The 12,971-nt window shown below is 63.6% G+C and carries 6 protein-coding genes; 4 read left to right on the top strand and 2 right to left on the bottom strand.

The genetic code is table 11. The features are described 5' to 3' along the window. The first annotated feature begins 8 nt into the window (after nt 1–8). The 4 genes from uvrB to HMPREF1249_RS04895 are packed head-to-tail and all read left to right on the top strand — an operon-like array spanning nt 9 to nt 6,460. Nucleotides 9–2,054 (top strand): excinuclease ABC subunit UvrB, encoded by a 2,046-nt coding sequence (uvrB, locus tag HMPREF1249_RS04880; protein ID WP_008522681.1) that lies wholly within the window; start codon nt 9–11, stop codon nt 2,052–2,054. Next, nucleotides 2,023–4,848 (top strand): excinuclease ABC subunit UvrA, encoded by a 2,826-nt coding sequence (uvrA, locus tag HMPREF1249_RS04885; protein WP_021775882.1) that lies wholly within the window; start codon nt 2,023–2,025, stop codon nt 4,846–4,848. Before uvrB ends, uvrA begins: the two co-directional genes overlap by 32 nt. Next, entirely contained in the window at nt 4,832–5,668 is an 837-nt protein-coding gene (rlmB, locus tag HMPREF1249_RS04890) for a 23S rRNA (guanosine(2251)-2'-O)-methyltransferase RlmB (protein WP_008520545.1), read from the top strand. Before uvrA ends, rlmB begins: the two co-directional genes overlap by 17 nt. Nucleotides 5,669–5,680: 12 nt before the next feature. Next, entirely contained in the window at nt 5,681–6,460 is a 780-nt protein-coding gene (locus HMPREF1249_RS04895) for a pyrroline-5-carboxylate reductase family protein (RefSeq protein ID WP_008520547.1), read from the top strand. 61 nt (nt 6,461–6,521) lie between these two features. Here the strand turns inward: HMPREF1249_RS04895 and HMPREF1249_RS04900 are convergent, their stop codons facing one another. Further along, complete coding sequence (locus HMPREF1249_RS04900) at nt 6,522–10,067, bottom strand: UvrD-helicase domain-containing protein (protein WP_008522683.1); 3,546 nt, start codon at nt 10,065–10,067, stop codon at nt 6,522–6,524. After that, nucleotides 10,067–12,898, bottom strand: a complete 2,832-nt coding sequence (locus tag HMPREF1249_RS04905; protein ID WP_021775916.1) for a PD-(D/E)XK nuclease family protein — start codon at nt 12,896–12,898, stop codon at nt 10,067–10,069. The genes HMPREF1249_RS04900 and HMPREF1249_RS04905 overlap by 1 nt, the downstream gene beginning before the upstream one ends. Nucleotides 12,899–12,971 lie beyond the last annotated feature (73 nt).

Here is a 12,971-nt window from a genome sequence, read left to right on the forward strand (position 1 = left end):
GCCGTGCCGTGGAAGAGAACGCGTTCCGCCTTCAGGCTCCTTGGCCTCCGGCCGGCGACCAGCCTGGGGCCATTTCTCGCCTGACCGAAGGGCTCCTCAGGGGCGATCGGTGTCAGACGCTGCTCGGCGTGACGGGAAGCGGCAAAACGTTCACCGTGGCGAGCGTGATACAGAACTTTCAAAGGCCGACGCTCGTGCTGGCTCACAACAAGACCTTGGCCGCCCAGCTCTACAGCGAGTTCAAGGGTTTTTTCCCCGACAACGCGGTTCACTACTTCGTCAGCTACTACGACTACTACCAGCCGGAAGCCTACTTGCCCGGCTCAGACGTGTACATCGAAAAGGACGCGTCGATCAACGACCAGATCGAGCGAATGCGCCTCGCCACGACGAAGTCGCTCATCGAGCGTCGGGACGTCATCGTGGTGGCCAGCGTGTCGTGCATCTACGGCATGGGCAAGCGGGAGAACTATGAGGACGCGGTCGTCTCCTTCTCGGTGGGCGAGCGGTGGAAGCGCCGAGCGTTCCTCGAAAGCCTGATGAAAAGCTACTACGAGCGGAACGATTTGGACCTGTCGCCCGGCAAGTTCCGCGTCCGGGGCGACGTGGTTGAGCTCTATCCGGTCTACAGCGACAAGAGCCTTCGCTTCTCGTTTTTCGACGAGGAACTCGAGTCCATCGACGAGGTGGAGCCCATCAGCGGCAAGACTGTGGCTCGGCGGGAACGGGTTTCCGTCTTCCCGGCTCAGCACTACGTCACCAGCGACAACGCGGTGGCCGAGGCCATGGTCAAGATTCGCGCCGAGCTGGAAGAACGGCTCGAGTTCTTTCGGTCTCAGAAGAGTTTTCTCGAGGCCCAGCGGCTCGAAAGCCGGACCAAATACGACATGGAAATGCTGGCCGAGGCCGGCTACTGTTCGGGCATTGAAAACTACTCCCGGTACTTGGACGGCCGGGAAGCCGGCGAACAGCCGGGGACGCTTTTGGACTTTTTCCCGCCCGACTTCCTGATGGTGGTGGACGAGTCGCACATCACCCTGCCGCAGGTCCGCGGCATGTTCAACGGCGACCGGGCCAGAAAAGAAGTGCTGGTCGAACACGGGTTCCGTCTGCCGTCGTGTCTGGACAACCGGCCGCTCAAGTGGAACGAGTTTGAGAACTTCATGCAGCGGGTCATCTGCTGTTCTGCCACGCCCGGCGACTGGGAGATTCAGCGGTCGTCGCAGGTGGTCGAACAGGTGATACGCCCCACCGGCGTGGTGGACCCCGAGGTCTTTGTCCGTCCGGCGAGCGGTCAGGTGGACGACCTGTTGGACGAAATAGCCCGGGCCACAGAGGCCGGCGGGCGCGTCCTCGTCACCACGCTCACAAAAAAAATGGCCGAGGACTTGGCCGAATACGCCGGCAAACTGGGCGTCAAGGCCAAGTACATTCATTCCGAGCTGGACGCGTTCGAGCGGGCGGACTTAATCAGGGAGCTTCGGGAAGGCTCGGTGGACGTGCTGGTTGGAATTAACCTGCTCCGCGAGGGTATCGACATGCCGGAAGTGACCCTTGTGGCGATACTGGACGCGGATCGGGAAGGGTTCCTTCGGTCATATCGGTCGCTGATCCAGATCATGGGACGGGCGGCCAGAAACACCGAAAGCCGGGTCATACTGTACGCCGACACTCAGACCGACAGCATTCGCCAGGCCTGTGCCGAGTCGTCCCGTCGCCGGCAGAAACAATTGGAGTTCAACAAGGCCCATGGAATCGTCCCTCGGACGGTCTCCAAGAGCGTGTCGCGCTTGCTACCGGAGCTGGAATTTGAGGAGGCCCCTGAGGCGGCAGCCTCAAAGGCGGAAGAAGAGCAGATGGACTGCGCGACGATTGAAAAGCTCATGTGGGAGTCGGTGAAAAAACTGCAGTTTGAAAAAGCCGCCATGCTGAGAGACCGGCTGGCCGAACTGCGCAATCAAGAAATCGAAGCGGCCGGAAAACTCCGAGTCGCCTCGCCGAAAGGAAGAGGAACAAGTCGCCGTGACGGATCACATCGTCATTCGAGGAGCTAAAGAACATAACTTAAAGAACGTTTCCCTCTCGATTCCCCGAGGGAAGCTGGTCGTCATCACCGGGCCGTCCGGGTCCGGCAAGAGTTCCCTAGCGTTTGACACGCTGTACGCCGAAGGGCAGAGGCGTTACGTGGACTCGCTGTCGTCGTACGCCCGGCAGTTCTTAGGCGTTCAAAAAAAGCCGGACGTGGACGACATCGAAGGGCTTTCGCCGGCCATCTCGATTGAGCAGAAGGGGACGTCGCACAACCCGCGTTCGACCGTGGGCACCGTGACGGAAGTGTACGACTACCTGCGCCTTCTTTTTGCCCGCGCCGGCGAACCGTTCTGTCCTCAATGCGGCAAACCGGTTCACCGCTACTCGGTGGACGAAATTGTCGATGCGGTGCTCGGCTCGTCGGACGGGCAGAAAGTCGAGATCCTCTCGCCGGTCGTCCGGGGGAAGAAGGGAGAGTTTAAGAACCTGTTCTCGGGACTTCGCAAGCAGGGCTTCATGCGGGTCCGAGTGGACGGCAGCGTGCTGTGGCTTGAAGAGGAAATCCCGCTGGACAAACAGAAGAAGCACGACATCGAGGTGGTGGTTGACCGACTCAGGGTAGATGAGGAAAAGAGGGGGCGGCTCGCCGAAGCCGTGCAGACGGCGCTGGCGGCCAGCGACGGTTTTGTCCTCTTGGTGACGCCCGACGGCGAACGGCTGATGACCGAAAAATTCGCCTGCCCAGACTGCGGCGTTTCGCTGCCGGACATTGAGCCGGCGCTGTTCTCATTCAACAGCCCTCAGGGCGCTTGCCCGGCTTGCTCTGGGCTGGGTTGTCACAGCCATTTCTCCGAGGAGTTGGCGGTCAACCCGGATCTCTCCGTTCGGGGCGGCGCGCTTCTCCCGTTCCGGGGAAAGTCATACATGCTCGAGCGGTTGGAGAAGCTGGCGCCGAAGGAGAAGCTCGACTTGGACGCGCCGTATCGCGAGCTGCCTGAGCGACAGAGAAACGTCCTGATGAACGGCTCGCCGGTCGCGCTGCGGCTGGCGTTTCGGATGAACGGGAGCTACGAGAGCTATAACGGTCGGTACGAAGGCCTGATGAACTGGCTTCAGCGCCGGTGGGAACAGACCGACTCGGAGCAGGTGACCGAGGATCTTGCCAGGTACAGGGTAGAAGACGAATGTGCCGTTTGTCGCGGCACTCGGCTGAGGCCTGAGGCCTTGGCGGTTCGCTACGACGGGAAGAACATCGACGACCTCGTTTCCATGCCCCTGACGGAGCTGCGGGACTGGGTGAGCTCTCACACCGCCGACTCGACCTCTTTGGCCGGGCAGGTGATGGTCGAGCTGTCCAAGCGGCTCGATTTTCTGGTTGACGTCGGGGCCGGCTACCTCACCTTGAGCCGGCGGGCCGATACCCTTTCGGGCGGCGAAAGCCAGCGTATTCGTCTGGCGACTCAGATCGGCTCGAAGCTGTCGGGGGTCATGTACGTGCTGGACGAGCCAACGATCGGCCTTCACAGCCGGGACACCGGCCGGCTGATCAAAACGCTCGAGAAGGTTCGGGACCTGGGCAACACGGTTATCGTGGTGGAGCATGACCGGGACACCATCGCGGCGGCTGACTACGTCGTGGAGGTCGGCCCGGGCAGCGGCGAGTTCGGCGGACAAATAACCCACGCCGGCGACCGGGAGGCCATTCGGAGCACGGACGGGCTGACCGGTCCGTACCTGCGGGGGCAGGCCAACGGGTTGTTTTTGCCCGGCAGAAAATTTTCCCCGTCCGGCTGGCTCACGATCGAAGGGGCCAGCGAGCACAACCTGAAAGATTTGGACGTGAAGATCCCGTTGGGCGGATTGGTTTGTCTGACCGGCGTTTCCGGCAGCGGCAAGTCGACTCTTATGTACGACGTGCTGTACAAGGGACTTCAGCGCCGGATGAACCCTGACTTTCGGGACCGGCCGGGCGCCCATCGGGGCATGAAGGGCTGGAACGGCCTGAAAAACGTCGCTCTGGTGGACCAAAGCCCGATCGGCCGGACGCCTCGGTCAAACCCGGCGACCTACACCGGGCTGTTCAGCGCCATTCGGGAGCTGTTCGCCCAACTGCCGGAGGCGAAGCTTCGCGGTTTCGGTCAGGGACGGTTCAGCTTCAACGTCAAGGGCGGCCGGTGCGAGGCCTGCGGCGGCGCGGGAGAGCGGCGCGTTTCAATGCTCTTCATGCCGGACGTCTACGTCCAGTGCGACGTGTGCGGCGGCCGTCGGTACAACAGGGAGACGCTGGAGGTTCGGTTCAAGGGCCACTCGATTGCCGACGTGCTCGACCTGACGGTCGACGAGGCGGCGAAGCTGTTCGAGGATATTCCGTCGATTGCCCGCCGGCTGGCCCTGCTGCAGAAAGCCGGGCTGGGGTATATCCGGCTCGGGCAATCGGCGCTGACACTGTCCGGCGGCGAGGCCCAGCGGGTCAAGCTCTCCAAAGAGCTGAGCAAACGGTTCACCGGCAGCACGCTGTACCTGCTCGACGAGCCGTCGACCGGCCTGTACTATACCGACGTCGCTAAGCTGCTGAAAATCCTTCACGAGCTGGTGGCCGGCGGCAACAGCTTGGTGGTCATCGAGCACAACATGGATATCATCTGTTCGTCCGATTACGTCATCGACTTGGGGCCGGACGGCGGGGCGGCCGGCGGGCGTTTGGTGTGCTGCGGGACGCCGAAACAGCTGACGGAAAATCCGGTCGGCTGCACTGCTGAGGCGATGGCTCAATACGTTCGGGAATTGGGAGGCTGGCCGAATGGAAGAAAAGCGTAGGCCGTTTCGCGGGAAAGCGGGCGGCGGAAGGAAAGGACGGGACGAAAGGCCCGGCCGCGAGCTCAGCCGCGATGAGAGCGACGGCCTGCTGCTGTGCTGGGGGCGTAACCCGTCGCTTGAACAGCTCGAACGGTCGGGCGAAAGCGTCGAGCGGGTTTGGCTGGCTCGGGGTGTCGAGGCGGAATTTGAAGCTCAGGTCGTTCGCCTTGCCGGCAGGACGGCACTGGAACGGGTCGACCGGCTGGCGTTGGATCAGATGACCGGCGGGGCGGTTCATCAGGGAATCGCCCTGTCGCTGCGGCGGCCTGACGAGGTGAGCTTGGACGATTTGTTGGACCAGCTGGCCGGCGGCCCGGCGCTTGTCATTCTGCTGGATCGGTGCCAAGACCCGCACAACCTCGGCTCGGTGATTCGGACCGCCGAGGCGGCCGGCGCGTCGGCGGTGCTGGTTCCCAAGGATCGTTCGGTACGGCTGACTGGGACGGTCGTCAAGGCGTCGGCCGGAGCGGCGCTCCGTTTCCCTGTCATCTCGGTTGTCAACGTGAAGCGGGCGCTGGACGACCTGAAAGAGGCGGGGTTCTGGGTCGTCGGCCTCGCCGGCGAGAGCTCAGAGCCTCTCGGGAAACTGGCTTGGGACCAGAGAACCGTTTTAGCGGTCGGCGCCGAAGGAACCGGCTTGGCCGAGCTGACGAGAAAAAGCTGCGACTTTCTGGCCCGCATTCCCATGAGCGGGCAGGCTGAGTCGTTGAACGCCGGCGTGGCTGCGGCGCTGGGCGCTTACGAGTGGGCCAGGCGGTTCCATTTTTCTGGAGACTTCTAAGGAGGAAGAACCATGAAGGTCTGTTACGATTCTCCGGTGATCATCGGCGGCGGAGCGCTCGGCGGCGCCGTGGCCATCGGCTTGGCGAAATCGGGACTCAGCCCGGTCGTGTCCCATCCGAAGGAGTCCCGGCTGGCGGAGCTCGAGGCGCTGGGGCTGAGGCTCACACGGGACAACGTTCAGGCGCTCGAGGCCTCAGCCGGCCCTGTGCTGTTCGCCGTCAAACCGTGGCTGGTCAAGGACGTCGTCCGCGCGTTGGCCGACCGGTTGGCCGGCCGGGTCTGCTGTTCCATGGCAGCCCGCGTCAGCTTGGAAGAGCTGAAAAGTTGCGCCCCCGGGGCCAAGTGGGGGCGGGCTATTCCTAATATCGCCGCGGCGGTGGGGGCAGGTTTTGCCGGCGTCGCATCCGACGACTGGGACGAGGACGAACGAAACGCCATGCTTGGGCTGTTCCGCCGCGAAGGCGAAGCTGTTTGGGTAGGCGAGAAGGACTTGAACGCGGTGAGCACCCTGTCCGGCTCTGCCATCGCGTTTGTTCTCATGGCGGCGGAAGCGTTCATTCAGGGAGGCCTGGGCGTCGGAATGTCCTGCGATGACTCGCTGAAGGCGGCTCTCGCCACGTTCGAGGGCGCGGCCAAGCTCGTCAGAGAGACGGGACTTCACCCGGCGGCGCTGAAAGACTCGGTCTGCACGCCCAGAGGAACGACGATCGCCGGGCTGCGGGCGCTGGAAGCGAAGGGGTTCAAGAGCGCCCTCATCGAAGGGCTTATCGCCACGTACAACGCAGGTTAACGGCGCAAAAAGAGCGGGCCGGAGGGGAATCCCTCCGGCCCGCTTGTTCTGTTCAGCTCAGCTAGAACTTTTTTCGGCAGACGCCGCCTCGGCAGCGGCTGGCCCACGGCCCGGAGACGGCTTGGAACGCCTGTTCTGCCGCGGCGGAGAAAAGATCGTTTTCCTGCTCATCGGTCAGGGGCGTCACCGGAATTTCCCTCGGCCCCTTCGGGTCCAAAACGACAACGGCCAAGTCAAGCTCGGCGGTTCGCTGTGGAGCCGTGCGGCGCAGGATCGTCCCGTAGAACCGCAGCTGTTGGACCGCGTCTTCTTGGGCCGCCGCGTGGAAGTTTCCGGTCTTGTAGTCCCGGATAAACCGGCAGGCGCCATCGGTCCACGTGATGTCGGCGATACCCGTGAGGGCCAAGTTATCAGGCCGGTCGAGCCGGAGTGGCTTTTCCCGCTCCAGCGTCCCGCTCAGTTTTGCCTGGCAGGCCATCTTGAAGGACGGCAGGGTCGTGAAGCCTTCGATTAACTGGCGAATCCACGATTTGGTCCTTGGTTCCCGCCAGAGGCTTCTCAGGTGAAGCGGCGGAACCAACGGGCCGTCGGGGCGCAGAATCAGCTCCAACTGCTGGGGCGTGTAGTCCCACAGGGCCAACGCCCAGTGGAGAAGTTCGCCGGTTCTCGGGCCTCCGGGAGTCTCCTCGCCTGAAAAGTTCTCCCGCCGGTCCTGGAAACCTTGGCGAAATACGGCCCGCCAGCAGGCGGGACAGCGGTTCCACAGGACGAACGACGACGCGCTGATGGAAGTCAGGTGCGGCGCGTGGACTGCGCGCCTGACGACTGGGCCGTCAGCCACCCGCGCCGCGCTGCTGGGACGCTCCCGTGGAGCGGCTTCCAGATTTTCTTCCGTCGCCGAGGCCTCGGAAGCCGCCTCAAACGCCTCGGGCATGCAGAACTTTTCGAGGGCCATCCAAGATTTCTTCTTGGCGTCTCCCTTGGCGGTTTTCAGTCCGGCGAGAATGAGCCAGTCTCTGGCGCGGGTCAACGCCACGTAGTACAGCCGCTTCCACTCGTCTTCTTCCGGCTCTTCCTCGGCAAGGTCGTGAATCGTTTTCAGGCGCGGCCCGTCAGGCGGGACCGGCGACAGGGAGGCCGTCAGGTTTCCCGGCCATTTTCCCGTCACCGCGCCAAGGTGAATCGACTCGTCAAGGCCAAAACTGCGGGAGGACGGCGCGGCCTCAAGGCCGAAGACGGCGACCAGAGGGAACTCGAGCCCCTTGGCGGAGTGGACGGTCGTCGCCGTGACGGCGCAGTCGCTGAAAAAGCCTGATTCGGCTTCCGGTCGGAGCTTTTGCCGACACGCTTGGTCGAAGAACCGCGACTCGGCCAGAAGGGACGGGCCGAACGCGCTTTCAAAGGCCTCAAACTGTCCCAAGGCTTGGCGCAGGTCGGACGCGACGCCCCAACGCTTGTGAGGCGCCACAGACGACAAATCGCGCCTTAAAAGCCAGCTGACGACTCGGGAAGCGCCGAAGAACGCGGCCTCTCCTTTGAGATCTGCCAGCTCATGGGCCAGCGCGGGGGCCTCTTGGGCGAGAAGGGAGAGCGGATCCGGCGAAGAGGCGGTCAGCTGAGTTATCCGCTGGGCGTCGGCCAGCGGAACGCCCGAAAGGGGCGAGCAGAGGAACGACGCTAGGTCAAACGGGCTGCCGGACGTGAGGAACCGAAGCAGAGCCGACAGGTCTCTGATGTCGTACCTGGCGTAATAGTCCACGTTGCCGGCCAGCCGAAGCGGCACGCCCGCCTGCTCGAAGCCGGTCTGAAGAGGGGCGTACTGCGTTCGAGTCGGCACCAGAACCGTCATGTCCTTCCAGTCGATGGGACGCCGCTCGCCCGACTCCCGGTCGCGGACCGTGAGACCGTTTTCCTTCAGCTCGGCCAGCCGTTCGGCCAGCCGTTTGGCCAGCCTTTGGCGGGCGATAGGCTGCGGTTCTGCCGGCACCTCGTCGGTGCATTCGGCGGGGGCGACGGCCAACAGTTCGCCGACCGGCCCCGCTTCGGCCGCTTCGCGCGTACCGTCGGCGCGTTCAGGGGCGCGCAGATTCATGTAAGGCGTGGTCAGGTTCCGTCCCAGCCCGTGCTCGTAGACGACCGAGAACCGGCCGTTGATGGCGTCAATGACCGCCGGCGAACTTCGGAAGTTGACGTTCAGCGCGATGAACTTGCCGTCCCACCGGGCCTGTTCGCTTCGTCGGTCCAGAAGCGACGGGTCGGCGTGGCGGAACCGATAGATGGACTGCTTGACGTCGCCCACGAGGAAGAGGGCCGCGCCGCTTTGCTGGGACAAGCTCGTGACGAGCTGGTCCTGCAGGACGTCCGTGTCCTGATATTCGTCCACCAGCACGTGGCGGAACCGTTTTGACCATTCGGGCGCGGCGGCGATGACCCGCTTGGCCTTCACGATCATGTCGCTGTAGGAAATGAGGTTGTTCGCCTTCTTGTGCTCTTCCCAGACGGCCCAACAGAGAGCCGCCAGCTTGGCGAGACTGCCGCGCAGCTGCGACTCGTCGTCGGTCCAGCCGTCCCGAACGATTCGAACGAGCGGCAGGAAGTGCTTCAGCCGCTCTTTAAGGTCCTTTCGGCTCCACCCGAAGGTGGCCTTCAGGTACTTGGAGGACTTATCGTCGGTTTCGTTCAGGGCGTCCGCCAGCTCGAGGAGAAAATCGCACCCGCGCTTGGTCTCGTTCTCTTGATGGGGAAACGGCGCGGCCAGCGCCCTCATCTTGGAGGCGAACTTGCCTTTGCCGTTTTCTAAAAGGTTCCTGACCGCCGCGTCGCGGAGGATCCTCCTCAGCCTGAAAACTTGGGCCCGCGCCTCGGGCTCGTACGCGGCTCTCAGGCTTTCGATGACTTCTTTTTCCCGCCCCTCCGAGCGCCACAGGTCTTCCGGCGCGCCTCCGCGGGCCGTCTCAAGGTTTTCGGCGGCCCGGGAAAACTGGGCGATGTCGTTGGCCTGCTCCCGCCCGTTCAGCACGTCGGCGGTCCATGGCGAAGACAGGACGGAAGGCCAGTTCGCCCGGCCCGGAGAGCAGGACAGGCGGTTCGCAAACCAACCGGCATCGTTTTTTTCCAGCGCGTCCGCGACCTGACGCCAGAAGAACTCCTCCTCCGGCGCGGAAACGAGCCGACAGCTGGGCGACACAGGAAGGCTCAGTCCCGTCTCCTTGATGACCCGCAGGCAGAACCCGTGAATGGTGGAAATGTACGCGCTGTCGAGACAACGTCGGCCTTCGTTCAGCACCTCACTCAGCCTGACGCAGCCCGCCTCTTTCGCCTGACGGGCGACGCCCTCGGTCAGCGCGGCGATGCGGCTTCTCATCTCCTCGGCGGCTTTTTCCGTGAACGTGAGGGTGAGAATCGACGGGGCCGGCGCGCCTTGGGCCATGCACCAGAGAAAACGCCAAGCCAAAGTCCACGTCTTGCCGGTCCCGGCCCCGGCGCTCACGACGGTCAGCCGTTCGGACGAGGTGGCCGCTTCGGCCTGCTCGGGCAGGGCACTTTTTTGAAGCAGCTCTTTCAGCAGGGCGAAGCCCTGCTCGTCAGACTGGACAGCGGCGGTCATCACTCGTCCTCCTTTCCTGACTCTCCGTGAAGCTCTTCTTTTCGGCACAGCTCTTTGTACGGGCAGTTTCGGCACGCGTCTTTGCTGTCCCAATTGGGGTTCCAGCGCCCTGCGGCCGTACAGCTGTCGAGGCTTGAAAGAAGCTCGGCCAGCTCGGGCAACGGCCCTTCTGCCGCCGGCGGGATCGTCTTGCAGTCCGTTTGTTCGGCCAAGGCGGCGGCAACGGCTTGGCAGGTCTCCGACTGCTCCTTCGGGAGAACGAGGCTTGCTTGACAGCCTCCGTCTCGCAGCCCTAGAAAGCCCCAGCCGGCCGGGCGCTTTCCGGTCGATTTTTCGCAGGCGAGGGCGTACAGGGGAAGCTGAAAGGACTTGGCGTACTTTTCGCTCTTGCCCAGCTTGTAATCCCAGACGAGGAACGATCCGTCGTCTAAGACGTCGATTCGGTCAGCCCGCCCGCGGAAGAACGCGTGGTCCAGCTGCAGGGACAAAGGCGTCTCGATCATGACCTTCACTCGATGGGGAGCCAGCCGCTCGTCGATTTTGTCCTGCAGGGCGGCGCAGTGGCGAATCTGACTTTTCAGCAGGGCAAACTGTCGGGCGAGCTGAGGCGTTCCCAGCTCGGGATACCCGCTAGGGCCTAAAAGCGCCTCGTCGAGAAAACGGGCCGATAGGTTCTGAATTGATTCTTTTTCTCCAGCGTTTTTCGCGCTCCAAACCATCTCCCACAGCTTGTGGGTCGCCGTTCCGACGAGCAGCCGGTCGTAGGCCGGCCGAGTCTCTTGAGGCGCTAGGCGCAGGACGTTTTGGACGTAGAACCGGTACGGACAGTCGGCAAAGGCGTCGATAGCGCTCATCGGCAGGGCAGACGGAACTTTGGCGCCCGGCAGCGGAGATGGGAAGACCCGGTCTTTCGGCCAAGGGGCAAACTCGAGCGGGGACCTGACCTCGACGCCGCCGATCAACGGCTGGTCACGGGGAACGAGAAGCTCGTCAAGCCCGCGGCTCACGGTCGGCGGGTCAGATGCAATCCAGCCGTCGCTGTAGGCGGACGGGAGAAACGGCGTCGGCTCGAGGGGGCGGCTTTTCTCGTCGGTCGTCGTCCAAGAGAGGATCGTCAGTCGGCCGGCTGAGGCGATCAGGCGGCGGAAAAGGACTTCCTGCTGGCTTCGCCGCTCCGAAAGCAGCGGCAGGTGTCCGGCGTTTTCCGCGTCCGGCGATCCACTGATCGTCTGGCGGTCCGCGTCGCTGAGAAGCGGCGTCTCCGCGAGGCTTCCGGGCCATACTGAGGCGTTCAGGCCGCTGACGAACAGATAGGGCCTTGAAAAGAACACCGGCAGGGAGCCGGACCACAGTTCCAGCGCGTCGCCCAGCGGCTGCTGCGGGCGAATCGACGACCCGTCAGCCCAAGCGGTCAGGTACTCCCACGCGTCGCCGCCGTCTAGCTTCCTGCTGCCGGCGGATTTTAGATCCCGAAGGGTTTCCCGAATGGCGAGAAGTTTTCGCCGCAGCTCGTCAAGAGCTCCGTTGTACTCGGCAATCTGGCCGTCCAGCGTCCCGTCTGTTCCAGCTGTGCCGCTGGACGCGTTGGAGAAGAACGTCAGGAGGCGGCGTTCCCCAAGGCGCAGCAGCGCGGCCAACAGGGTTTCGGGCGTTCCGCCGGACTGAATCTCTTGGGCAAAGGCGCAGGCGTCGTCAAAGGCGTCTCTGCTTTTTTCGGGCAGCGCGTCCCGCCAAGCGTCCCGGCCCGAGGGCGACTTGTCCGGCAGCGGTCCTGACGCCATGGCTGGGTGGGCCATCAGTTCAGACGTTGAAAACGCGTCCCAGTTCTGCGAGACGGCCGCGCGGGCCGTTTGGGATAGCCGCCAGAACGGCGTGTCGGTGATCTTGAGCGTGCGGGCCCGGCGGCACGGAACGCCGTAACGCCTCATGACTTCCAGCGCTGTTCCCTCGCGGTTCACCGGAACCCAGAGGGCCAAAGCCTCCCAGCCGGGCCACGGATGGCCGATTTTCAGCCCGTCATGGCCGGTCGCTTCCCACAAGATCAGCGACCGGGCGATCTTCTCGTATTCTCCTCGACAGTCTTCCGCCTGCAGGATCCGCACGTCGACTGGCCCGCCCGGCGACGGGCAGGGCGCTTCGCCGGGCAGCAGCTGGGCGATGAGGTCGGACGCCTCGGCGTGGCTCGTCCCGTCGTCTGGGACGAAGCACTTCATCGGCACGCCTTTGGAGCGAAGAAGGCGAATCAGCTCCAGCTGGGAGTGGGTCAGGCTGTAGAAGCCCGCGAGAATCAGTTCAGCTTCATCCGGCCAGTCGAATTTTTGGGCCGCCTCGACTTCCAGTCGGGCTTTGGTTGTCAGAGCGGCGCTGTCGGTAAGGTTCAGCTCGCGAAGGGTTCCTTCGTAGGAGAGAAAACAGTCGGCCAGCAGGCGTGAAGCCTCAGAGTTTCGAGGGACGGACTGAGGCGGCACCTCTTCGGCCCGGAGCTCGCGAATTTGATCGCCCAGCAGGCCGAGAATGCCGGGGCACTCGGACAGCGGCGACGGCTCCGGCGAATTTGTCAGCGCTTGGCGGAGCAGGAGCCAGTGATCCGGCGGGTCGATCTGAGCCGATTGGGCGGATCCTGTCGCCAGCGCGAGAAGCCGGCAGAGGTCGTCCCAGAGGATCGTCCGAACGCCGTCGTCGCGCTGACGCCGCCAGAGCTGGGCAAATAGCTCTCGATCAGCGCTTGACGGGACGAGAACGAGCCGCTTGCCCGCAGGACGCGCGGGCAGGCGCTGAACGAGTTCTTCCAAGTCGCTGATTTTTCGATAGCGCGTTGCCGAAAAGGCCATCCGGATTCCTCCCCCTAGGCGTATATCGAAATCTTACCACGGGACCGGGCACAAAAAAGGCCGCACCGCTTTT

Origin of the sequence: Jonquetella sp. BV3C21 (assembly GCF_000468895.1) — a bacterium.
GTDB classification, from domain to species: Bacteria; Synergistota; Synergistia; order Synergistales; family Dethiosulfovibrionaceae; genus Jonquetella; species Jonquetella anthropi.